General features: G+C 72.2%; 17 protein-coding genes and 4 pseudogenes. 12 read left to right on the top strand and 9 right to left on the bottom strand.

The window, feature by feature from the left end:
- Positions 1-17: 17 nt before the first annotated feature.
- On the bottom strand, positions 18-2,150 hold the full coding sequence (locus BS72_RS06725) for a carbohydrate-binding protein (RefSeq protein WP_051950715.1): 2,133 nt from the start codon (positions 2,148-2,150) through the stop codon (positions 18-20).
- A 489-nt stretch (positions 2,151-2,639) separates the two neighbouring features.
- On the opposite strand from BS72_RS06725, the gene BS72_RS06720 reads away from it, so the two are divergent.
- Positions 2,640-3,425, top strand: coding sequence for an SDR family oxidoreductase (locus tag BS72_RS06720; RefSeq protein ID WP_037907175.1), 786 nt, complete (start codon positions 2,640-2,642; stop codon positions 3,423-3,425).
- Positions 3,426-3,501: 76 nt separating this feature from the next.
- On the opposite strand, the gene BS72_RS06715 is transcribed toward BS72_RS06720, so the two are convergent.
- The gene (locus BS72_RS06715) at positions 3,502-4,086 is read right to left on the bottom strand and encodes a TetR/AcrR family transcriptional regulator (protein ID WP_063835981.1); all 585 of its coding nucleotides are present in this window, start codon (positions 4,084-4,086) and stop codon (positions 3,502-3,504) included.
- Positions 4,087-4,342: 256 nt separating this feature from the next.
- Between BS72_RS06715 and BS72_RS06710 the strand changes: the two genes are divergently transcribed.
- Entirely contained in the window at positions 4,343-5,410 is a 1,068-nt protein-coding gene (locus BS72_RS06710; RefSeq protein WP_037907173.1) for a zinc-dependent alcohol dehydrogenase family protein, read from the top strand.
- Positions 5,411-5,681: 271 nt separating this feature from the next.
- A complete protein-coding gene (locus BS72_RS06705) occupies positions 5,682-6,416 on the top strand; it encodes a DUF899 domain-containing protein (protein ID WP_037907170.1) in 735 nt (244 codons plus the stop codon).
- A gap of 60 nt (positions 6,417-6,476) precedes the next feature.
- On the opposite strand, the gene BS72_RS06700 is transcribed toward BS72_RS06705, so the two are convergent.
- The 5 genes from BS72_RS06700 to BS72_RS06685 are packed head-to-tail and all read right to left on the bottom strand — an operon-like array spanning position 6,477 to position 8,265.
- Positions 6,477-6,695 (bottom strand): DUF397 domain-containing protein, encoded by a 219-nt coding sequence (locus tag BS72_RS06700; protein WP_037907168.1) that lies wholly within the window; start codon positions 6,693-6,695, stop codon positions 6,477-6,479.
- Between the two features lie 29 nt (positions 6,696-6,724).
- On the bottom strand, positions 6,725-6,943 hold the full coding sequence (locus BS72_RS06695) for a DUF397 domain-containing protein (protein WP_037907165.1): 219 nt from the start codon (positions 6,941-6,943) through the stop codon (positions 6,725-6,727).
- 29 nt (positions 6,944-6,972) lie between these two features.
- A complete protein-coding gene (locus tag BS72_RS06690; RefSeq protein ID WP_037907164.1) occupies positions 6,973-7,191 on the bottom strand; it encodes a DUF397 domain-containing protein in 219 nt (72 codons plus the stop codon).
- Between the two features lie 28 nt (positions 7,192-7,219).
- Positions 7,220-7,438 (bottom strand): DUF397 domain-containing protein, encoded by a 219-nt coding sequence (locus BS72_RS33675; protein ID WP_078901061.1) that lies wholly within the window; start codon positions 7,436-7,438, stop codon positions 7,220-7,222.
- The gene (locus BS72_RS06685; protein WP_037907162.1) at positions 7,417-8,265 is read right to left on the bottom strand and encodes a helix-turn-helix domain-containing protein; all 849 of its coding nucleotides are present in this window, start codon (positions 8,263-8,265) and stop codon (positions 7,417-7,419) included. The genes BS72_RS33675 and BS72_RS06685 overlap by 22 nt, the downstream gene beginning before the upstream one ends.
- A gap of 464 nt (positions 8,266-8,729) precedes the next feature.
- On the opposite strand from BS72_RS06685, the gene BS72_RS37815 reads away from it, so the two are divergent.
- The 9 genes and pseudogenes from BS72_RS37815 to BS72_RS36320 all read left to right on the top strand — a co-directional run bounded on the left by BS72_RS37815 (position 8,730) and on the right by BS72_RS36320 (position 21,760).
- On the top strand, positions 8,730-9,203 hold the full coding sequence (locus BS72_RS37815) for an ATP-binding protein (protein ID WP_407638930.1): 474 nt from the start codon (positions 8,730-8,732) through the stop codon (positions 9,201-9,203).
- A gap of 424 nt (positions 9,204-9,627) precedes the next feature.
- Positions 9,628-10,745, top strand: a pseudogene (locus tag BS72_RS06675) (uroporphyrinogen-III synthase).
- A 274-nt stretch (positions 10,746-11,019) separates the two neighbouring features.
- Positions 11,020-11,616 carry a CGNR zinc finger domain-containing protein gene (locus BS72_RS06670; protein WP_037907160.1) on the top strand — a complete coding sequence of 199 codons (597 nt, stop codon included), beginning with the start codon at positions 11,020-11,022 and terminating at the stop codon, positions 11,614-11,616.
- Between the two features lie 308 nt (positions 11,617-11,924).
- Positions 11,925-13,433, top strand: a complete 1,509-nt coding sequence (locus tag BS72_RS06665; protein WP_037907158.1) for a PstS family phosphate ABC transporter substrate-binding protein — start codon at positions 11,925-11,927, stop codon at positions 13,431-13,433.
- Between the two features lie 334 nt (positions 13,434-13,767).
- Positions 13,768-16,040, top strand: a pseudogene (locus tag BS72_RS06660) (HelD family protein).
- Positions 16,041-16,669: 629 nt separating this feature from the next.
- Positions 16,670-18,112, top strand: coding sequence for an NAD-dependent malic enzyme (locus BS72_RS06655; protein ID WP_037907156.1), 1,443 nt, complete (start codon positions 16,670-16,672; stop codon positions 18,110-18,112).
- A gap of 506 nt (positions 18,113-18,618) precedes the next feature.
- Positions 18,619-19,122, top strand: a pseudogene (locus tag BS72_RS39465) (RHS repeat-associated core domain-containing protein); the annotation flags it as partial.
- A gap of 155 nt (positions 19,123-19,277) precedes the next feature.
- On the top strand, positions 19,278-21,188 hold the full coding sequence (locus tag BS72_RS06650) for a Hint domain-containing protein (protein WP_037907155.1): 1,911 nt from the start codon (positions 19,278-19,280) through the stop codon (positions 21,186-21,188).
- Between the two features lie 71 nt (positions 21,189-21,259).
- Positions 21,260-21,760, top strand: coding sequence for a hypothetical protein (locus tag BS72_RS36320; protein ID WP_157856157.1), 501 nt, complete (start codon positions 21,260-21,262; stop codon positions 21,758-21,760).
- A 133-nt stretch (positions 21,761-21,893) separates the two neighbouring features.
- On the opposite strand, the pseudogene BS72_RS40145 reads toward BS72_RS36320, so the two are convergent.
- Together BS72_RS40145 and BS72_RS06640 are read right to left on the bottom strand one after the other, a co-directional pair.
- A pseudogene (locus BS72_RS40145) lies at positions 21,894-22,244 on the bottom strand (tyrosine-type recombinase/integrase); the annotation flags it as partial.
- A 626-nt stretch (positions 22,245-22,870) separates the two neighbouring features.
- Positions 22,871-23,329: a hypothetical protein gene (locus BS72_RS06640; protein WP_037907151.1), complete on the bottom strand. Its 459-nt coding sequence runs from the start codon at positions 23,327-23,329 to the stop codon at positions 22,871-22,873.
- Positions 23,330-23,357 lie beyond the last annotated feature (28 nt).

Here is a 23,357-nt window from a genome sequence, read left to right as displayed (position 1 = left end):
TGCTTTCCCGCGTCTGCTCACCCGGCCGTCAGGCCGACCCAGTCGAGGTTCACCTGCCCGGTGTCACCCGCGTCCCACTTCAGCGTGACGGTGGGCTCGGCACCGCTGAGGGTCAGCCCCGTGACGGTGGTCTGCCCCCAGGTGTTCCAGTCCCCGGCGGTGCCGACCGGCGGCAGCTGGACCTGCCGGACCTTGGCGCCGTCGGCGTAGAGGCTCAGGGTGCGGCCGTCCCCGCTGGCGTTGGCGTAGCGGATGGTGAGGTCGTACGTGGCCGCGCCGGTCTTCGCCCGGTGCACCGGGAAGGTGCTGGAGGCCCCCTGCTGCCAGATGCCGTCGACGTATCCGCGCCCGTCGTAGCCGGTGTGGGCGTCCGCGCCGTAGATCACGTCGTTCGTGGAGACCTTCGTGCCGCCCCGGTTGATCGCGTCCTCGGCCTGGAGCCTGGTGGGTGCCGGGCAGCCGTGCAGGGCAGCGGTGCCGGGCTGGTCGGGGCAGGTGTCCGCGGCGTCGAGGACGTGGTCGCCGTCCCGGTCGGCCCGCGGCGCGCCGGTCAGGGTGATGTCGACGGTGTGCCGTCCGGTGAGGTCGGCGGGCACGCTGTGGTGGTCGGTGCGGCGGCCGTCCACGGTGAACCCGCTGACCACGTTCCCGGCGCCGTGCAGCCGTACGGTGAGGTCGGCCTGGCGGTAGGAGATGCCGCTGAGGGTGACGTCACCCCAGCCGGCGGGCAGCGACGGGGCGAAGCCGATCCCGCTGGTGGTGAAGTCCAGGCCGAAGACGCCGTCGTAGATCATCCGCAGGTAGGCCGTGGCGCTCCACGTCTGGTCGGGCTGGGAACCCCACGCGGTGCCCGCCTGCCAGCCTCCGGACTGCGCTCCGGTGTCGGCGTTGTAGATCTCGTAGAACCCGCTGCTGTTGTCGGCGAGTTCGGCCAGCCGGCCGACTTCCTGGGCGAAGGGGACCTGGGCGCCGACGTCCGCCAGTCCGCTGGCCCACATGCCCTGCACCATCGGCCACACCATTGCGTTGTGCCGGCCCGGCTCGGCCTCGCTGTAGCGCGCCTCCGTCGGGTAGGTGTCGGTGATGCCCCACGTGCTCGTGTGCGTGTGGGCGACGATCTCCCGCGCCTGCTGGGGGCTCGCGATGCCGAACATCAGGGCGAAGGCCAGCCCGGTGCCCTCCTCGTGGTCGTCGACCTGGCCCTGGAGCGCGTCGCCGTTGTGGATGAAGTAGCCGTACCTGCCCTCCTTGGGCAGCCAGAGGTACGTGTTGATGGCCTTCTTGAGGGCGGCCGCCTTGGCCTGGTAGCCGCGCACCTCGGCGGCGGGCCGCCGGAGCGACTTCGCCATGTCCGCGGCGTCCACGTACGCCTCGTAGTAGACCTCGTTGGTCGACAGCATCATCGCTGAGCGGATGGCCGGGTACGACCCGGCGCCCGCGCCCAGGGCGTCGTCGCCTTCGACGGGGGGCGACGGGTAGCCGGCGACGCCGTCGTTGAAGAAGCCCAGCCCCTCGAACAGGCCGTACGTGGTGTTGAACCCGAAGTCCGCGCCCCGGCTCGCGGCGGTCTCCCGCGCGTGCAGGGTGTTCACGGACGCCTGGTACGCCTCGCCGAGGAACGTGCGGTCACCGGTGACGAGGTAGTGGTTCCAGGCACCGGTGACCCAGATGACCTGGTCCCACTGCTGGTTGTCCTGCTGGACGACCAACTGGCCGTCGGCGTCCTTGTCCACCACGGACCACAGCGTGTTGCGGGCCGCGTCCGGCTCCAGGAGGTTGGCCGCGTTCCAGGTGTTGAGCGAGGCGTCCCGGGTCCACGGCTGCGGGTAGCCGCCGCCGGCCTTGATGAACGTACCCGGCGGGTCGGACATCAGGCCGCTGGTGTCGTAGACGTTCGGGTCGTACGGAACGGTGTTCGTCTCCGTCAGGTTCCGCACCGCCGCCCGGTACGCGGTTCCGTACAGCAGGTCGCTGTTCTGGTGCGCGAAGGCGAGTACCGGATCGCCGCCCGCCGTCGCCTGCGCTGTGCTCGTCGCCTGCGCCGTGCCCGTCGCGGCGTCGGCGGCCGTGGAGGCCGACGGGGCCGCCAGCCCCACCGCGACCGCCATGGCGATCGCTCCGGCGGACGCCAGTCCGCGGCGTCCGAACAAGCCCGTGCCTTTCCGTCCCATCGTTGCGGCACTCCCTCACTGAGTCGTTGACGTCATGGACGACGCTGACCACGGCCGGCGTACCGACTGCCGACAACGTTGTCCAAGTGATCGCTGCCCCGAGGTGGCGTCCGCACTATGGCAGAGCCGGTGCCCGCGCGGAAGGCCGCGCGGGCAAGTCCGCAGCCCCCGACCGGGTTCGTCAACGCCGTTGTGAGGCCGAGGCGTTCGGTGCGGCGCGCGCCTTCCCCCGCCGATCCGCCCGTGGTCGTGGACCACGTGGACTCCCGGGCGCGCGTGAACCCCCGGGGCCGGACCCGCCTCCCTTTCCAGGCCGGACCCGCCTCCCGGCCCCGGGCTCCCCGCCGCATACGGTGGCCGGCAGGGTGCGGGGCGCGCGGCTACGGTGCCGCGACGTGCCGTCCCGGCGGGCCGTACCGTGCGGCGCGGCGGGACGGTTTGGCCGCCTCGGGACGGGAAGGTGTGGGCATGGATCTGGGACTGGGCGGCCGGGTGGCCCTGGTGTGCGCGTCGACCGGCGGGTTGGGGCAGGCCGCGGCCGAGGCGCTGGGCGCGGAGGGCGCGGCCGTGGCGGTCACCGGCCGCCGCCGGGAGCGCGCCGAGGAGATCGCCGCGCGGATCACGGCCGGCGGCGGCCGGGCGGTCGGCCTCGGCGTCGACCTGACGGCCCCGGGCGCGCCGGACGCGCTGGTGGACGAGACGGTCGGCGCGCTCGGCCCGATCGACGTCCTGGTGCTCAACGGCCCCGGCCCGACCCCCGGCACCGCCGCCGACCTCACCCCGGAGGGCGTCGCGGCGGCCGTGGACCTGCTGGTCGCCCCGCACGTCGCGCTGGTCCGGCGGGTGCTGCCCGGCATGCGCGAACGCGGCTGGGGCCGGATCGTGGCGATCGGCTCCGGCGGCGTGGTGGCGCCGATCCCTGGCCTGGTCTCCTCCAACGCCGGCCGCGCCGCCCTCGCCGGCTACCTCAAGACGCTCGCCACGGAGGTGGCCGCGGACGGCGTGACCGTCAACCTCGCGCTCCCCGGCCGGATCGCCACCGACCGCCTCGTGCGGCTCGACCAGCACGCGGCGGAGCGCACCGGCCGCCCCGAGCGGGAGATCCGGGCCGCGGCCGAGGCCGCGATCCCGGCCGGGCGCTACGGCGGCGCCGACGAGTTCGGCGCGCTCGTCGCCTTCCTCGGCAGCGAGCGGGCCTCGTACATCACCGGCACGGCCGTCCGCTGCGACGGGGGCCAGCACCCGGCCCTGTGACCCCGTGCGGCGCGAACCCCGCCGGGAGAGACGGTGCCCCGCCCGGGAGAGGCGGCAACCCTGCCGGGGGAGGGCGCTAACCGGGCGGGCTGACCGCGTCGACGAGGAGTGCGGCCCAGCGGCGCCAGGCGCCGTCCTCGGCCGGGGTGTGGTCGGTGACGGTGCCGATCATCTCCATGAGGACCGGGAAGTCCGCGCTGGTGAAGTCCGCCCGGACCACCCCGGCCTCGCGTGCCCGCGTGACGAGCGCTTCCGCGCCCCGCCTGAGCTGGGCGCTGTGGTGCTCGACCTCCTCGGAGTGGGACTCGACCCGGGCGAGGACGTCGTGGAGGGCCCGGTCCCGGACGCGGAGTTCCAGGATGGCCCAGAGGTAGCCGCGCAGCGCCTCGCGCGGGTCGGCGACCTCGGCGGCTTCGTGGAGGAGGCCGACGAAGGCGGCCAGTTTCGCGGCGACCAGGGCGTCCAGGATGGCTTCCTTGTCGGGGAAGCGCCGGTAGACGGTGCCGACCCCGATGCCCGCCGCGCGGGCGATGTCGTTGAGGCCCACTCCGGTGCCGTGGGCGGCGAAGAGCCCGCGTGCGGTCCGCAGGATCAGTTCGCGGTTGCGCGCCGCGTCGGATCGCAGCGGGCGGGTTCCGGCGCGCGGCGTGTCGCTGGCCATGGGGGGAAGCGTACCGTCGCCCCCGCCGTAACCGGAAAGTGGAATCCGCTTTCCGGTGGTGTTACGTTTCTTCGTGCGGCCTTCGGCCGGGACGGACCGCTCCGCCCTCGCGCGAGGCGTCCGAGCAGCCGGCGCGCAGCCGGCCCGGAAGCCCCGACGCTGCCCGCCGGACACCAGTGACGCGTGCCCGGTGAGCCGCGGTCGACCGCTCCCGCCCGTCGGCGCCCACGCACCAGCACCAGCCCCAGGAGCCACCATGCGCACTGTCTACATCCACGGTGAACGCGACGTCCGCGTCACCGAAGTCCCCGACCCCGAACTGCTCAGCGGGCCGGAGGCCACCGGCCGGGACGCCGTGGTGCGGGTCGTCGCCGCCTGCGTCTGCGGGTCGGACCTGTGGGGCTACCGGGGCGTGCGGGCCACCGACGAGCCGCACGGCATCGGGCACGAGTTCGTCGGCGTGGTCGAGGAGGTCGGCGGCGCCGTCCAGACGATCAAGGTGGGGGACTTCGTCATCGCCCCCTTCTACATCTGCGACGGCACCTGCGTGAACTGCCGCAACGGCTGGACCGTGCACTGCCTCAACGGCGGCTTCTGGGGCCGCCCGATCGACGGCGAGGGCCCGTCCGACGCCGCGCAGAGCGACCGCGTCCGCGTGCCCCTCGCGGACGGCACCCTGTTCGCGGTCCCCGGCGGCCAGCCCTCCGACGACCTCATACCCGGCCTGCTCACCCTGTCCGACGTCATGGGCACCGGCCACCACGCCGCGCTCTCCGCCGGTGTGCGCGAGGGCTCCACCGTCGCCGTCGTCGGTGACGGCGCCGTCGGCCTGTGCGCGGTCATCGCGGCCAAGCGCCTGGGCGCCACCCGCATCGTCGCCATGTCCCGCCACGCCGACCGGCAGGAGCTCGCCCGCACCTTCGGCGCCACCGACATCGTCGCCGAACGCGGCGACGAGGGCATCGCGAAGCTCAAGGAGATGTTCGACGGCGTCGGCCCCGACATCGTCCTGGAGTGCGTGGGCACCAAGGAGTCCATGGACCAGGCCCTCAGGTCCGCGCGCCCCGGCGGCCAGGTCGGCTTCGTCGGTGTGCCCGCGGGCGGGCCGGAACTCCCTGTCGGCACCATGTTCGGCACGAACGTCGGGGTCCGCGGCGGAGTCGCCACGGTGCGCGACTACATCGAGGAGCTGCTCCCCGAGGTCCTGGACGGCACCATCAAGCCGGGCCTGGTCTTCACCGCCGAGATGCCCCTGTCCGAGGCCGCCGCCGCCTACGCGGCCATGGACGAGCGCCGCGCCGTCAAGGTCCTCCTGCGCCCCTGAGCCCCGCTCCCACGGCTCACGCAGTCCGAGTCTCCGAGCTGCCGAGCCTGTGATCCCCTGGGTCTCCGATCCGCTGATCCGCTGATCCGCTGATCAGCTGAGCAGACGGCGGACCGGCCGGGCAAGCCTCAACCGCTCCCGTGCCGGTCCGCCGCGGACTCCTGGCCTTCTCTGACGGTGCCCACTCTGCTCGTACCCCCTGCCTCCGGGGCCCGGGGCCGTCTAGGCTACGAAGCGCTCACGTGTCGTCATCGCTGACTGGAGCCCAAGCATGAGCCTCCCCGAGATCGTCTCCCAGGAGCAGTGGCTGGTGGCCCGCAAGGAGCTGCTCGCCAAGGAGAAGGAGCTACGCCGGGCGCAGGACGCCCTCGCCGCCCAACGACGCCGCCTGCCCATGGTGCGGATGGAGAAGCCCTACGTCTTCGAGGGCGCGGACGGCCCGGTGGGCCTGCTGGAGCTGTTCGAGGAGAAGCGGCAACTCATCGTGCAGCACGTCATGTTCGACCCGTCCTGGGACGTGGCGTGCAAGAGCTGCACGGCCGGTATCGACCAGCTCGCCGAGAAGCTGCAGGACCACCTCGGGTCCCGCGACACCCGGTACGTCCTCGTGGCCCGCGCGCCCTACCCGAAGTTCGCCGCCTACGTGGAGCAGCGCGGCTGGACGCTGCCGTGTTTCTCCTCCTACGGCAGCGAGTTCAACTACGACTTCAACGTCTCCATCGACGCCTCCGTCAAGCCGGTCTACTTCAACTACCGCGAGCTGCCGGAGCTGAAGGAAGCCGGCCTCGGCTGGATCGCCGACAAGCCGGGGGAGCAGCCCGGGCTGAGCTGCTTCCTGCGCGACGGTGACGAGGTCTTCCACACCTACTCCACCTACGCCCGCGGCTCGGACTTCGGCGGCACGTACGGCTTCCTCGACCTCACCGCCCTGGGCCGCCAGGAGGAGTGGGAGGAGCCCAAGGGCCGCGCGGTGCACGCGGGCGCGGCCATCCCGCAGTTCGAGTAGCGGCAGCCGTTCGCGGCGCTGCCCGGCCGGTGGAGCCCGCCGCCGACCGGGCAGGACGTCTCAGGCCGTGGGGAGTTCGCCCTCCCGCACGGCGCCGAGGAAGACGTTCCACTCCGCAGGAGTGAACGCGAGCACGGGCCCGTGCGGGTCCTTGCTGTCCCGTACGGGCACGGTGCCGGGGTTGTGCAGGGCGACCTCGATGCAGGCGCCGCCCGGCATGCCGTCGCTGTAGCTGGACTTGTGCCACTGAACGTCTTCGAACCTGTGCGTGCTGAGCATTGGGTCCTCCAGTGGTGGACGGCAGGGTTTCAGGCCGTGGGGAGTTCGCCTTCGCGTACGGCGCTGAGGAAGGCGTTCCACTCCGCGGGAGTGAACGCGAGCACGGGCCCGTGCGAGTTCTTGCTGTCCCGTACGGGCACGGTGCCGGGGGTGTGCAGGGCAACCTCGATGCACGCACCGTTGCTACTGCCGTTGCTGTAGCTGGATTTGCGCCACTGGGCATCGTTGAACCTGTGCGTGCTGTGCATCGGGTCCTCCAGTGGTGGATGGCAGGGGCTCAGCTCGTGGGGAGTTCGCCCTTCCGCACGGCGCTGAGGAAGGCGTTCCACTCGGTGGGGGTGAACGCGAGGACGGGCCCGTGCGGGTCCTTGCTGTCCCGTACGGGCACGGTGCCGGGGGTATGGAGGGCGACCTCGATGCACTCGCCGCCGGCCTGGCCGTTGCTGTAGTTGGACTTGTGCCACTGGGCATCGTTGAACCTGTGCGTGCTGTGCATCGGGTCCTCCAGTGGTGGATGGCAGGGTTCAGGCCGTGGGGAGTTCGCCCTTCCGCACGGCGCTGAGGAAGGCGTTCCACTCGGTGGGGGTGAACGCGAGGACGGGCCCATGCGGGTCCTTGCTGTCCCGTACAGGGACGATCCCGGGGACTCCACCGGCAACCTCGACGCATGCCCCTCCGGGCTCACCGTTGCTGTAGCTGGACTTACGCCACCGGGCGGAGTTCAGCTCGGGGGTGGCTCGCATTGCCTGTAGTCCTCCAGAACGGCCTCAATGTAGCGCGCGGACGCTCCAGCAGACAGGGCGTGCGCCTTCATCCGATCGTACCCTCGGATGCGACGCGCGATGATGAGGCGATCTTCGATCATCTCCCCTGTTTCGCCGCCCTCTTCGTAGAGCGCGGTGGAACCATCGGGGAGGGTCAGGAGAATGACAGTGCCGTTCATGATCGGGTAGCCGTAGTGTGAGAACGGCATGATCTGGACCGTCGTGTGGGTGGTGTCGACGTACGGGAGCAATGCCTCCAGCTGTTCCCGCATGACTACCGGTCCCCCTGTAGTGCGCCGTAGCACAGCCTCATCGAGGATTGCCCATAGGTCTGGCGGGTTGTCGCTCTTCAGCCGCTCCTGACGGCTGAGACGTTCCGCCGTCAGACGGTCGACCTCTTTCATGCTGAACTCAGGGTGGGCAGCTGTGAACAACGCCCGCATGTACGCCTCGGTCTGGAGCAACCCCGGAATCACGCTTGCTCCGTACTCCTGGATGCGGGTTGCCGTCGCCTCCAACTCCAGGCAGCGGTCGAACCGCTTCGGAACGCGTTCGCGCTTGATGACCACCCAGAGCCCTGCGAACAGCTTGCCCGAGCCGAAAGCCGCGTCCAGCTTCTCGGGAAGCGGGGGTAGCGGGACCCGGTCGCCGACCTCGACGCCGTGTACGTGAGACTTGGAGTAGTTGACGATGTCCGCGAGCGCGTCCAGGGACATGCCTGCCCCGAGACGTAGTCTGCGGAGCTCTGAACTGAAGAGGTCGCGCGCGGACTCGACAGGCTTGAGTTCGCGAGGGGTGGGTGTCATGTGCGCGGACCTCCTGGTGTGCCGGTCCCGCGTGAGGGACAGAGGGTGCGGCATTCGAGCCTAGTGGCGCAGCGCGACCGGTGCGATGCGAAAAGTGAGATCCGCGTAGAGGCTGAAGAGGGGTCAGGGTGCCGACCTGGGGGTTCGCACTTGTCCCAAAGCGGGTTGTGGGACAAGGGAACCTCGCGCTGGGTGGGGCTGTGGGACCCGCGGGAAAGCGCCGAGGCCCGAGAAACGAAAAGGCGTGGAGTCGCCTTGTGCCCGGCAGAAGGGTGGGACGCAGAACGTCTTGGGGCGGTGGTGGCGGACGGCCACCATGGAAATACGGCGGGTCACTCGACTGGCGGCCGTTCTCCCCGTTCCCGTAATCCCGGAGCTTCCGCATGCACATCCGCGCCACGCCCAGAACGCCTCTGATCCGGGGAGGAGTTGAGCCGGACGAAGCTCCCTTGGAATGCCCTTCCGTGCCGGGGCCGTCCACCTCGGCCGAGACCGAGTCTCAGCCCGAGCCCGAGCCCGAGCCCGGACCCGGGCCCGAGCCCGAGGCCGTCGCCTGGCGTCTGGCGCGGCATCCGCGCAGTGTCGGGCGGGTGCGGACCGCGTTCCGTGCGCAGGCCGAGGCGTGGGAGCTGCCGGAGGAGTCCGTCGAGACCGCCGTGCTGCTGCTGAGTGAGCTGGTCACCAACGCGGTGCGGTACGCGCGGGTGCGGGGGCGGCAGATCGAGGTGCGGTGTGTGCGGGAGGAGGCGGCGCTGCGGGTCGAGGTGTCGGACGCGGGCCTCGGCATGCCGGTGGTGCGGGCGGCCGACGACGAGCAGGAGACGGGCCGGGGCCTCGCACTGGTGGAGGTGCTGGCCGATGACCGGGGCGTCACGCCCCGCGCCCACGGCATCGGCAAGACCGTCTGGTTCACCTGTGGTCACGCCGCCACCGCGTGAGGCGCGCGTAGGGACGTCCTCGTCGCCTGCGGCAGGTCCGCCCACTGGCGGGACGTAACAGCGGGGAAATCAGGGCGAACCGTGGTTGTTACGGCGTCTTGGGACGATCGTGGTCCTTGCCGCGGTGGTGGGGAGGCCGGGTTCACGTCTCGTCAGGGGGCAGAGCCCGGCCACAGACGTATCGGGCCCTATGCGGCCCGGGCGCGGGCGCCGGGTCGGCGGGCCGCGCGGGACCATGGAGGGGCCGGGGCGCCTGGGACGGCGCGGCGCGGGTGCACCGGCGGGTGGCAGGGAGCGTCGTCGTCAGCAGAGGTGGGCGGGTCATGGCAGCGGAGTCCGGGGCGGACGGCGCGAGCGGGGACGGGGCCGGCGCCGGGGCGGAGCCCGAGTCGGCGGCGAGGTCGGCCGGAGTGGCGGCGGCGCGGTGGAGGTGCTGCCGCTGGCCGGGTTCACCGTCGGGGTGACGGCGGAGCGGCGGGCCGGCGAACTGGCCGCGCTGCTGGAACGGCGGGGTGCTGCCGTGGTGCACGCGCCCAGCCTGCGGATCGTGCCGCTGGCCGACGACGCGGAGTTGCTGGCCGTCACGAAGGAGCTACTGGACGACGCGCCGGATGTCGTCGTCGTCTCCACCGCGGTCGGCTTCCGCGGCTGGCTGGAGGCGGCCGGGGCTGGGGTCTGGGCGAGGCACTGCTGGGCCGTCTGGCGGCGGCGGAGCTGCTGGCGCGTGGACCGAAGGCGTGCGGGGCGATCCGTGCGGCCGGGCTGCGGGAGAGCTGGACGCCGGACTCGGACGCGATGGCGGAGGTGCGGGATCGGCTGCTGGAGCGGGGGGTGCGGGGCCGGCGGGTGGCGGTGCAGCTGCACGGCGAGCCGCTGCCCGGCTTCGTCGAGGCGCTGAGCGCGGCCGGTGCGCGGGTGGTGGGCGTGCCGGTGTACCGGTGGCTGCCGCCGGAGGACCTCGGCCCGGTGGACCGGCTGGTGGACGCGGTGATCGTGCGGGCCGTGGACGCGGTGAGCTTCACCTCGGCGCCCGCCGCGGCCTCGCTGCTGTCCCGGGCGGATCGGCTGGGGCGGCTCGACGCGCTGCTTGACGCGCTCCGTTCCGACGTGCCGGCGGTCTGCGTGGGCTCGGTCACCGCGCAACCGCTCCTCGCCCACCACGTGCCTGCGCTCCAGCCCGAACGGTCCCGGCTCGGGCCGCTGGTGCAGTTGATCACCCATGAACTGCCCGCGCGGGCCAGGAGGTTGCCGGTCGCCCGGCGTGAGCTGGAGATCCGCGGGCAGGCGGCGCTGGTGGACGGCGAGTTGCGGCCCGTGCCGCCCGCCGGGATGGCGCTGCTGCGGGCGCTGGCCCGCCGCCCCGGCTGGGTGGTGTCCCGCCCCGACCTGCTGCGGGCGCTGCCGGGCACGAGTCGCGACGAGCACGCGGTGGAGACGGCGATGGGCCGGCTGCGGACGGCGCTGGGCGCGCCGGAGCTGGTGCAGACGGTCGTCAAGCGCGGCTACCGCCTGGCGCTCGACCCGCACCCGTCCGCCCCGTAGGCGGGGGCGGCGGGAGCGGTGATGACCCTGGCGCCCCCGAGTCGCGGCGGGGGTCGGAGGACGGCGGTTCAGGCGGGTACGGGTGCCGCCGCCACCGGTGGAGTCGGTCGGGTGGGGTAACCGGAGGGGTGGTGCCGCAACACGCCTGATTCCCCAGCCCCCTTGAATGTGACGGTCCGTCATGATCGCGGTGCCGCCCCGCCGCCTGCTGGCGCGCACGTGGTCTGGTCCACTCAGGGATGGTGGTGTCACCCTGGTGGGGGAGGTGTGGCGCATGCGGTTCGACGGGGGCCGGCGGTCTCTGGATCTGGTGGCGGCGGGCGGTGGAGGTCCGGCCTCTGATGAGGACGCGTTGTGGGACCCGGTGGCGCTCACCGGCTGGCTCCGCGCGGCGGGACTGGTGCCCGCGGGCGTGGCCGTCCCGGCCACCGGCGAGTGGCCGCCGCGGTTCGCCGCGCTGCGGGAACTCGTACTGCGTCTGGTGGACGGGGAGTTGGCCGGACTGCCGGCCGACCCGCGGGACGTGGCCGCGCTCAACGGGTACGCCCGGGTGGCGCCTCCGGTGCCCGAGGCGGTCTGCGGCGGGACGGGTCCGGCGGACGGCGGGGAGGGGACGGGGACGGGGCTGCGCCGCGGTATGGCCGCCCCGCCCACCTGCGACGGGCTGCTGTCGCTGCTGGCGCGGGACGCGGTGGAGCTGCTGACCGATCCGGCCGCCCGGGAGCGGCTGCGCCGGTGCGAGGGCGAGGGGTGCGGCCGGGTCTACGTGGACACGTCCCGGGGGCACCGGCGCCGCTGGTGCAGCAGTGAGGTCTGCGGCAACCGCGAGCGGGTGGCCCGCCACCGCAGGCGTGCCCTCCTCGCCGGGTGAGCCACGGGGGCCGTCGCGCGCCGAGGTCCGGCCGCGTTCCGGGCCGCTCGGCCGGGCCCGGGCGGTCCGGCGGCCCGGACGCGCCCTATCGGGTCCCGGGCGGCTCGGCGGCGCGTTGACGGCGCGTTGGCGGCGCGAGGTCGGAGAGGTCGGTGGGGCTGGACGGCCGAGGAACGCGAATCCCGGGTGAACATCGGATTATCGGTTCAGTAAGGCGCTTCCTTGCCCCGCGCGCCCGCTTACGTTGACCGCACCGCCGCAGCGGTACGGCTGCCGGGTGTCGTCACGGGGACGAGGCGAAGCAAACCATGGGTGATTACCTCGACGCCGACAACGTCGTGGCTCTGGTCACCGCGCTGGTCGGCGTGGTGGTGTCGGTCGGCGTCGTCTGGTACGAGCGCCTGTCGCAGGGCAAGAGCATCGGCTACCGCGTCCAGATGGACATCGCCGTCGACAGCGACAACGAGCTCTTCAACTCCTCGCCCCGGACACCCGACGCCACGCTGCTCCTGCTGCGGATCGAGAACGACGGCGCGGAGAGCATCAGGGCCGACGACTACACCGGCCGCGACGAACTACGCGCCCTCACCGTCCAGTTCGCCGGCCGCCAGGTGCAGAGCGCGGCCGTCACCCAGCCCGACCCCGGCGCGCTCATCGAGCACTTCAGGCTCTCCGAGACCGCCACCGGCGTGCTGCACGAGGGCGACCGGATCTTCCTGCCCCGCGTGCCGCTCAACCCGGGCGAGCACTACAAGCTGCTGGTCCGGCTCACCGGCGGCCCGGTCCGCTCCGGGGTCGAGATCACCGGTGGCATCGCCGGGGGGAAGATCAAGCCCAACCGGTCCGTCCCGATGGACGACAAGCCGCCGCTCTTCACCCGGCCGGCCCGGCTCGTCACCATCATGCTGACCGTCTGCGTCACCGTGCTGGCCGGCATCATCTTCGTCGGCCGGAGCGCCCCGCCGCCGGCCGGCTGCGAGCGGGGAAGCCTGCGGATCACCGGCTCCACCGCGTTCGCGCCGGCCGCGGAGGAGATGGCCGCGAAGTACGCCTCCGAGTGCCCGCACGCCACGGTCGACGTCAGCGCGCAGGGCAGCGACGAGGGCGTACGGCAGCTCGCGTCGGACGGCGCGGCGAAGGACGCGTCCGCGGTGATCGCCATGTCCGACGGCCCCAAGGCCGAGGGGAGTTCGCCGAAACTCGTCGGCCACCGCACCGCCGTCATAGCGTTCGCCGTCGTCGTCAACGACCAGGTGCCGGCAACCAATCTGACGGTGGATCAGATACGGCGGATCTACAGCGGCGACATCACCAACTGGGGCCAGCTCGGCGGCCCGGACCTGCCCGTGCTGCTCATCAGCCGCAGTGCGGACTCCGGCACCCGCGACATCTTCCGGCGCCGGGTGCTCGGCGGTGTGGACGAGCCCGCGTTCACCTCCCGCGACTGCGTGCACAAGAACTCGCCGGCGACGGCCAAGGTCGTCCGCTGCGAGCTCGACTCCACCGACGAGGTCCTCCGTGAGGTCGCCGCCCACCCCGGCGCCATCGGGTACGGCGAACTGCGCGCCGCGACCTCCTCCAAGGGCCTGCACACCGTCGACCTCAACGGCCGCGCGCCCTCGGCCTCGACCATCGCCGACTCCAGCTACCCCTTCACCGAGATCGAGTACGCGTACACGTACGGCTCGCCGGCCGGGGACTCCCTCACCGAAGGGTTCCTCGACTTCATGGTCCGCGGCGCCGGCCAGGACCTCATGACGGCACGAGGCGACGTCCCCTGCTACTCCCCCGAGGGCCTCAAGCGCTGCACGACCTGACCCCGCCGCCATCCCGGCCCCGGCGGACGGACCCCCGCCGGGGCGGACGGACCCCCGCCGGGGCGGACGGACCTCCGCCGGGGGCGCGGGGAACCGCGCGACCGGCCACGGCGCCGTCGTATCCGGCCGCGCCGCAAGGGGCACCCGACCCCCGGAAGCGGCCCGCCAGGCAAGGCCGGCCACGCCAGAAGGCCGACCATATGACGAAAGACTGAGCCGAAAACCGGGCGAACCGCCGGAGGCAGTGCGCATGGAGCCCGCAGGTCGCGTACGGTTGCAGGCTGCTCCTCGCACGGCCGCGTAGGGGCGAGGCACAGGAAGAAGGGGGCCCTGCGTGGCCGCGCAGACCGCAGCAACCGGCGTCAGGGACCAGGAGGTCGCCGCCGAACAGGATCACCTGGACCGGGTGTACCGCCGCTTGGAGGAGAAGATCCACGAAGCGGAGTTCCTGGTCAGCGACGCCGCGCAACGCGGCCACGTCGGCACGCCGGGTGCCCTGGCGGAGCGCGACGCCCAGGTCTTCCGGGCCGGCATCCGGCTCAACCGGCTCAACAACGAGTTCGAGGACTTCCTCTTCGGCCGCATCGACCTGCTGGGCGGCAAGGACGGCGTGAAGGGCCCGGACGGCGCCTACACGTCCGTGGAACCGGCCGAGGACGCCGTCCGCCCGGACAACACCGCCGACATCGCCGAAACCCTGCACATCGGCCGGCTCGGCGTGCTGGACGCCGACTACGCCCCCCTCGTCATCGACTGGCGCGCCCCCGCCGCCGCGCCGTTCTACCGCTCCACCCCGGTCGCCCCCGGCCGGGTCGTGCGCCGCCGGGTGATCCGCTCCAAGGGCCGCCGGGTCCTCGGCGTCGAGGACGACCTGCTGCGCCCGGACCTGGAGACGGGCCTGCCCGTCGTCGGCGACGGCGCCCTGATGGCGGCGCTGGGCCGCTCCCGCACCCACACCATGCGGGACATCGTCTCCAGCATCCAGGCCGAGCAGGACCTGGTGATCCGCGCCCCCGCGGCCTCCGTCACCGAGGTCAGCGGCGGCCCCGGCACCGGCAAGACCGCCGTGGCCCTGCACCGCGCCGCGTACCTGCTCTACCAGGACCGGCGGCGCTACGCCGGCGGCATCCTGTGCGTCAGCCCGACGCCGCTGCTCGTCGCGTACACCGAAGGCGTGCTGCCGTCCCTCGGCGAGGAGGGCCAGGTGGCGATCCGCGCGCTGGGCTCCCTCGTCGACGGTGCCACCGCCGACCTCTTCGACGACGCCGCCACCGCGCGCGTCAAGGGCAGCCTGCGGATGCAGAAGGTGCTGCGGACCGCCGCCCGCGGCTGCCTGGACCTGCCCCTGGCGGACGGCCCCAGCCGGCTGCGGGTGGTGGCGTTCGGCCGCCGTATCGAGCTGGAGGAGCCGGAGCTCGCCGAGGTGCGCCGGCAGGTGCTGAGCGGCACGGCCCCCGTCAACCTGCTGCGGCCCCGGGCCCGCCGCCTGCTGCTGGACGCGCTGTGGCGCCGGTCCGGCCGCCGCTACGACGACGGCGAACTCGCCGCCGACGCCCGCGCCGGCTTCGACGAGGACGTCGCGGACGAGCAGTCCTTCACCGACTTCCTCGACGCCTGGTGGCCGCTGCTGGAGCCGCGCGGGGTGCTGGCCGCGCTCGCCGACGAGAAGCGGCTGGCCCGCTGGTCGCGCCGGGTGCTCACGCCCCGGAGGTGCGGCGGGTGGCGCGCTCGCTGCGCCGCGACGGCCTGACCGCCCACGACGTGGCGCTGCTGGACGAGCTGTCCGTCCTGCTCGGCCCGCCGCCGCGCGAGCGGCGCCGCGAGGTCGACCCGCTGGACCAGCTCACCGGCCTGGAGGAGCTGATGCCGCAGGCCGCCGGCGAGAGCCGCCGGGAGCGGGCGGAGCGGCTGGCCCGGGAGCGCACCGAGTACACGCACGTCATCGTCGACGAGGCGCAGGACCTCACCCCGATGCAGTGGCGGATGGTGGGCCGCCGGGGCCGTACGGCGACCTGGACGGTGGTCGGCGACCCGGCGCAGAGCTCCTGGACCGACACCGACGAGGCCCAGCGGGCCCGCGACGAGGCGCTGGGCTCCCGGCCCCGCCGCCGCTTCACGCTCACCGTCAACTACCGCAACCCCGCGGAGATCGCCGAGGTCGCCTCCGTCGTCCTGGAGCTGGCCATGCCCGGCACGCAGCCGCCCACCGCGGTGCGCTCCACCGGCGTACGGCCGCGCTTCCTCGTGGCCGGCCGCGAGCCCGGCCGGGACCTCGGCGGCGACGTGCGGGCGGCGGCGGCGCAGCTGCTGGCGGAGGTCGAGGGCACCGTCGGCGTGGTCGTCGCCATGGAGCGGCGCGCCCAGGCCCGGAAGTGGGTCGCCGGCCTCAGCGACCGGGTGGTGGCCCTGGGCAGCCTGGAGGCCAAGGGCCTGGAGTACGACGCGGTGCTGGTCGTCTCGCCCGCCGAGATCGCCGAGGAGTCCCCGGCCGGGCTGCGCACCCTCTACGTGGCGCTGACCCGCGCCACCCAGCAGCTGGCCGTCATGGCCGCCCCGAAGGACCTGCCGGACGCCGACGGGGTCCCGGACCTGCTGCGCCGGGACTGACCCCCGGCCCTCCCCGCCGCTGCCCCGACCGCGCGCCGCCCGCCCGCTCCCGAGCCCCGCACCGGGCCGGGGGCGGGGTACCGGGGGCGGGGTGCCGGGTGGGAACGGCGAAGGGGCGCGGCAACGGCGAAGGGCGCCGCCTCCGACCTCGGAGGGGCGCCCTTCGCCTCACGTCTACGACACCGACCCGCCATGCTCGCCTCGCGGCAAGTGGGCGCTCGAAGCGCCTAAGGTTGGGCCCGGGGGCTTGGATCGAGCCGGTGCCGTATCCAATCTAACAAACCCCGGGCCGAACCTCTTCCCACCCGGGGCGGTCTTCTCTCCGCTCACCCGGGCGCAGCACGGCACGGCCGCCGTCCGGGCGCGCTCCGGCGCCTCCGAGGGCCTCGCGGAGCACTCTGAAGGACCCGGTGCCTCTCCGGGTCACCGGGCCCGGAAGTTACGATTCCCCTGCGCCCACCGCGCCGGACGGGAAACCTTCCCGCGTTCACGGGTACCGGCCGGTAGGTGCAACGATCGGTCCGCGCCGTGTCGGCGCCGCCGGCCCGGCCGCCCGTCCTCGCGGCCCCGCCGGAGTCCGCCCCCGGCGCACCGCACCACCCTCACGCAGGAATCGGAAGAAGGTCGTCATGGCAACGGCGCCAAGCGTCTCGTACTCGATCACCGTCCGTCTGGAGGTGCCCGCCAGCGGAACCGCGGTCGGGCGGCTCACCACCGCGGTGGAGTCCTCAGGCGGCTCGGTGACCGGCCTGGACGTCACCGCCTCGGGCCACGAGAAGCTGCGCATCGACGTCACCATCGCCGCCACCTCCACCGCGCACGCCGACGAGATCGTCAGCAAGCTGCGCTCGATCGAGGGCGTGGCGATCGGGAAGGTCTCCGACCGCACGTTCCTGATGCACCTCGGCGGCAAGATCGAGATGGCCTCCAAGCATCCCATCCGCAACCGCGACGACCTCTCGATGGTCTACACCCCCGGCGTGGCCCGGGTGTGCATGGCCATCGCGGCCAACCCCGAGGACGCCCGCCGGCTGACGATCAAGCGCAACTCCGTCGCCGTGGTCACCGACGGCTCCGCGGTGCTGGGCCTGGGCAACATCGGCCCGCGCGCGGCGCTGCCGGTGATGGAGGGCAAGGCGGCCCTGTTCAAGCGGTTCGCCGGTATCGACGCCTGGCCGCTGTGCCTGGACACCCAGGACCCCGACGAGATCGTCGCCATCGTCAAGGCCATCGCGCCCGGGTTCGCCGGCATCAACCTGGAGGACATCTCCGCGCCGCGCTGCTTCGAGATCGAGGCGCGGCTGCGCGAGGCGCTGGACATCCCGGTCTTCCACGACGACCAGCACGGCACCGCGATCGTGGTGCTGGCCGCGCTGACCAACGCGCTGCGCTGCGTCGGCAAGCAGATCGGCGACCTGCGGGTGGTGATGTCCGGCGCCGGAGCGGCCGGCACCGCCATCCTCAAGCTGCTGCTGGCAGCCGGCGTCAAGCACGCGGTGGTCGCCGACATCCACGGCGTCGTCCACGCCGAGCGCGACGACCTGGTGGACGCCGACCCGGACAGCGCCCTGCGCTGGATCGCCGACAACACCAACCCCGAGGGCGTCACCGGCACCCTCAAGGAGGCCGTGGTCGGCGCCGACGTCTTCATCGGCGTCTCCGCCCCGAACCTGCTCGACGGGGCCGACGTCGCCCGGATGGCGGAGGGCGCGATCGTCTTCGCGCTGGCCAACCCCGACCCCGAGGTCGACCCCGCCGTCGCCCGCGAGACCGCCGCCGTGGTGGCCACCGGCCGCAGCGACTTCCCCAACCAGATCAACAACGTGCTGGTCTTCCCGGGCGTCTTCCGCGGCCTGCTGGACGCCCAGTCGCGCACCGTCAACACCGAGATGATGCTCGCCGCCGCCCGCGCCCTGGCCGGTGTCGTCGGCGACGACGAGCTGAACCCGAACTACATCGTGCCCAGCGTCTTCAACGACAAGGTGGCGGGCGCGGTCGCCGGCGCCGTCCGCGAGGCCGCGCGGGCCCAGGACGGCCGGCAGCAGGACGCCTTCGAGGTGCCCTCCGCCTGATCCCCTGGGCCTGAGCCCCGGGCCCCGTCCCCGGACCCGGTCCCCGGCCCCGGCCCCGCCGTCCCCGGACGGCGGGGCCGGGGGCGTGTACGGGCCTGGCCACGGGGCCGCGGCGGGGGAGGCACACCGCCACCACCGGCACCGTCGGCGACATCTCCACCAACGGCCCTGTGCTCGACACCACGTCCTCGTACGCGGTGTCGGCGTGGGTGAACCTCGCTGACACCTCCACCTACCGCACCTTTGTGGCCGAGGGCGACACCACCCGGGCCGGCTTCTACCTCCAGTCCACGGCCGAAAAGGCCTACCGCTTCCGCCTCGCCAGTGGAGGCCGCGGCGTGGCCCGCCGCGTTCTACGACGCCATCGCCCCCGCCGCGCCGGCGCTGAAAACCGGGGCCCACCTCGTCAGCCAGTACGGCGCGAGCACCGGAGGCATCAACCTCTACGTCAACGGCGCCCCGCGGCCACCGGGACCGACCCCTCTCCCTAGCAGAGCACCGGCCCACTGTCGATCGGCGGCACCAACCTCGCCGGCGACATCCTCACCACCTCGGCCGGCGCCACCGTCGCCTCGATCGGCTACAGCTACGACGCCGACGGCAACGAGACCGGCAAGACCACTACGGGGCTGGCCGGTGCCGCCGTCAACACGTACACCTACGACTGGGCCGACCGCCTCACCTCGTGGGACAACGGCACCACCGCGACGCTCGCCCTGACCGACCAGCACGACGACGTCGTCGGCGACTTCTCCGTCACCGGCACCGCGGTCACCGCCTCCACCGGCTACGACCCGCTCGGCAACGTCACCGCCTCCACCGGCTACGACCCGCTCGGCAACGTCACCGCCACCACCGGCACCCCCGAGGGCGACCTCGGCTACCAGTCCGGCTGGACCGACAACGCCACCGGCAAGGTCGACATGGCCGCCCGCTGGTACAACCCGGCCACCGGCCAGTTCATGAACCACGACACCGTGGCCCAGTCCCCGCTGCCCGACTCCGCCAACGCCAACCCCTTCGCCTACGCCAACGACAACCCGCTGACCGGCACCGACCCCACCGGCCACGGCCTGCTCAGCTCCATCGGCCACGCCGTCAGCGGCGGCTACCACGCCGTCAGCAGTGCCGCGTCGTCCCCGCCTACCACGCGGTGGTGGGCTGGGTGTCGGGCCTCTACGACTCGATGGCCAGCGAGGTCGCCGCCACCGTCGCCGCCCTCGACCGGGGACTCGCCTCCATCGAACGCGAGATCTCCCAGCTCAACAAACAGGTCGCCGACGCCAAGGCAGCGGCCAAACGAAAAGCCGCGACCGCGGCCCGCAAGGCGGCCACCGTCGTCAGCCACGCCGCCCACACCACCTACAAAGCCGTCGCCAAGGCGGTCAACACCAGCTCCACCTTCTTCAAGAACCACGCCGCGGCCATCGCCTCCTTCGCGGTCTCCACGGTGGTCTTCGCCGGCTGCGAAGCGGTCGTGACCGGGGCCAGCGGCGGCACCCTCGCCGTCCCCGGTGCCATCGGCTGCGGCGCGCTCGCCGGAGCGGCCGGCGGCCTGGTCGACCAGGGAACCAAGTGCGCCGACGGACAGAAGGGCGCCTGCTCGGTCACGTCCTTCGGCGAGTCCGCGGTCCTCGGCGCGGTCGGCGGCGCGGTCGGCGGCGGCATCGGCGGGGCCCTCGGCGGCAAACTGGCCGAGTCCGCACTCGGCGGCGTCTTGCCGAAACTGGTCACCAGCACCCTTGAGGGCGCCACGATCGGCGGTATATCGGGCGGCACCACCAGCGCCCTCGACTACGGCCTGACGTGCTCCGACAGCCAGGCCGGCTGCTCCTGGTCCAGCGCGGGGGACGCGGTGGCGTCCGGCGCGGTTTCGGGGGCGATCGGCGGCGGCATCGGCGGGGCGCTGTCGGGCGTCGGCCGGAGCGGCGACAGCGAGGAGCCGGCGGCGAGCGGCTGCTCGTCGCCGGAGGGGCCGCACAGCTTCGTCGGCTCGACCGGCGTGGTGATGGCGGACGGTTCGACCAAGCCCATCGACCAGGTGAAGGCGGGCGACAAGGTCGAGGACGCGGTGCCCGGCGAGAAGGGCACGCAGGTCCACACGGTGCAGAAGGTCATCGTGACCACGACGGACCACGACTTCGTGGACGTGACGGTCGCAAGCTCTGCTGCCTCTGCCTCTGCCGCGGCTTCTGACGCCCACACGGTGCCGGCGTCCAGCCCGGGGCTGGGCAAGCGGGTCCTGCGCAAGGCAGCCCTGGGCCTGGCGGCGTCCGCCGCGGTGGTCACCACGGGCCTCGGCCTCACCCACCACGGAGCCCCGCCGACCGCACCGGTCGCCTACGCCGCTCCGGCAACAGCTGCGGCCACTCCCACCGCTGACGTCACCTCAGACACCCCCGACGCGTCCGCCCTCCCGACCCAGGGCGGCACCCTCACCACCACCTACCACCACCCCTTCTACGACGAGACCCGGTCCGCCTTCGTCGAGGCCGCCGAGCTCCACCCGGGCGACCTCCTCCAAACCCCCACCGGCACCACCCGCGTCACCGCCGTCCACCGCTACCACGCCACAACCACCACCTACGACCTCACCATCGCCGGCCTCCACACGTACTATGTTGTGGCCGGCGGCGTCCCGATCTTGGTCCACAATGTAAATCTTGTTTCGAATGGGACGTGTTCGACCGCCACGGTGAGTCCTCAGCAATTGGCGGATGATGCAAGGGCGCTCCACGATACGGTAGGGGTGGGAACGCGGGCCGATCGGGCCACGACCGTTGCGACTGGACAGCTTGGGGGTGAGCTAGTGTACGCGGTAAATCAGAACGGTACGAGCCGGGCCATTCGTGCTCTGGCTGAGCGGCTCGGCTATGAACGAGTATTTGCCACGGAACTCACCCCACAGGTGCATACCGATGCAGAGCAAATCCTTTTCAATGCAATTGACGAGGGTGAATATGAAGCCGATGGCATAATTGCCTCCTCGCGCCCTGCGTGTGGCGTTGTCCGGCAGAACTGTGCCGGCAGGGCTGATGACTATCCTGGAATTCAGCTGTACGACGATCGAAGATAGTATTCGGCGGCAGGCTGGGCTCGCGATTTAGTTCGACCTGCCGCTGGACTTCATGACGCAGGGATCAGGCCATGTTGCTGCTGTGGGATCACGTGATTGAGCGCCATGCGGGCGCACTGGATCGGCTGGATCGTGCCAAATTGTGCGGTCTGGCCGTAGATGTAATTGAGTCAACGGAGCATTTGTTCAACCCGCCATTTGCTGAATTCTTCCCGCCCGCTACGGCTGAACTCATTCTATCCACAATGGTGCACATTAGGGATACTTCTCCCGATTGGCGGCTGAGTCGGGAGTATGCTGACGAGTTTTTTGCGTCGCATGACTCCCTTCCGGAAGTTGCAGTCAGGCCCGGAGTGGGGCCCTTTGTGATGGCTGTTGTGCGGCTCGTTGGCGGCCTATCGGAAAAGATGACCGCAGATGAGGTCCTGGAAATCCTGTCTGCGTGCTATGAGGCAATTCTGATGTCGCAACTAACCGGACGTGTTACTCTTGAAATGCAGCAGGGGAATGAGCGATGTAGGGCGGCAATTGACTTGCAAGAGCGGCTCACTGCACAGTATTTGAGAACCTGAGCTCTCCACTCTCCAAGTGAGCGTGATTATCATTCACGCCCAGAGATCCCACCGGATTTGTTTCTGGTGGAGCCTCTGGTGTGTCTGACGGCAGTAGTTGACGGCAACGTCGGCGGACGGATGCTAACCAAACCGGCGGATCGCCGTCGTTGGCCTCGGCTCCAGCGTCGGTGAGGTTGCCGAGGGTGTGGCCGAGGAGGTCGATGGCCTGGCGCTGGAGGCGGAGTCGGACGTGGGCGTAGACGGTGGCGGTGACGCCGATGTGGGCGTGGCCGAGGAGTTCCTTGACGACGACGAGTTCGACGCCCTGTTCCAGGAGCAGGGTCGCGGTCGAGTGGCGGAGGTCGTGGAACCGGATCATCCGTAGGCGCCCGTCGTGGAGCAACGCGTTGAAGTGCCGGGTGAGGGTGCCGGGTTCGAACGGGTGTCCATCCGGTCGGGTGAAGACCAGGCCATCACCTATCCAGCCTCCGGCGGCCTGTCGACTGCGGGCATCCGAGAGTTCGGTTCCCCGTTCGGACTCTCGGTAAGAGACCTTGTGGGGCGCCCTGGCGACTGGATCGCTCCCTCTTGGCCCACGCGCTGCTGGATCCCCATCAGCCCCACCGGACGCTGATCGGAGGCCACCCCGGTGGCTGACCGCCGAGCCGCTGGCGGCCACCAGAGCCCTCACCTGTGCGGGCCGGGGAGCGGAGTCCGGGCAGGCCGACAGCTCACGTCATCGTCAAAGCCTCGCACGGATCGTGGAGCAGTCGGCGGGTGCGCGGAGGGGAGAAGGACGATCAGTCGGTGGCTTTGGGGTGTCCGGTGCCGGCGTAGGTGATCCAGGCGGTGCGGTTGGCGTGGTCTAGCAGGTACCAGATGCGGCCGCCGCCGGTGACCTCGTACTGCCAGCGCCCCAGCGTCTGACCCTTCCAGGCCGTGGAGCCGAGCTTTCCTTTGGGGCGGTGGTGGCGCGGGGTGAAGCGGATCTTGTCGAAGGCGCGACGGAGGTTGCCTGCCGCATGGCGGGTCAGGTGGTCCCATCCGTTGGCGGCCTCGGTGTTGGCGAAGCGCAGGTCGAATTCGTCGCCGACCGGGGTGGGGCGGCGCGGTCACCGCGCTTGGGGCTCACCGGGCGGTCTCACCTTCGGGTACGGGAACGGGGCCGAGGTCACCGTCGGGCTCGCGGGTGAGGATGGCGTGGAGAGCCGGGTCGGCGTAGACCTCGGCGCTGTGCCGCCACTGGGCCAGCAGCAGCGCGATGGGAGTCAGATTCTCCAGCGCGGCAGCCCCGCGAGCAGTCTCCACGAGATCGCCGAGCATTGCCTCGACGTCGTCCTCTGGGAGGAAGACCGACCAGGGCAGGGCATCGGGCAGTGCCTGGCGCAGTGCGGTGGCGTTCTCGGTGCGGATCAGCACGCCGAGCAGGCGCGCGGTGAAGTCGACCACGGTGGAGTCCTGCTCCAGCTGCTCGGCGCGAATGAGCGCCAAGTCGCCCGCGTCGCGTTGGCGTAGGCGCAGTGCACGGACCGCGTCCAGGCGCCGGGCGGTGGCGGCGGGGTGGTGGAGCAGCTCGCTGAAGGGCACGTCCTCATAGGCCGTCGGCTGACATCCA

Origin of the sequence: Actinacidiphila yeochonensis CN732, assembly GCF_000745345.1 — a bacterium.
In the GTDB taxonomy this organism is placed as follows: domain Bacteria; phylum Actinomycetota; class Actinomycetes; order Streptomycetales; family Streptomycetaceae; genus Actinacidiphila; species Actinacidiphila yeochonensis.
The sequence above is the reverse complement of the archived record's forward strand: the minus strand, read 5'-3'. Positions and strand labels throughout refer to the sequence as shown.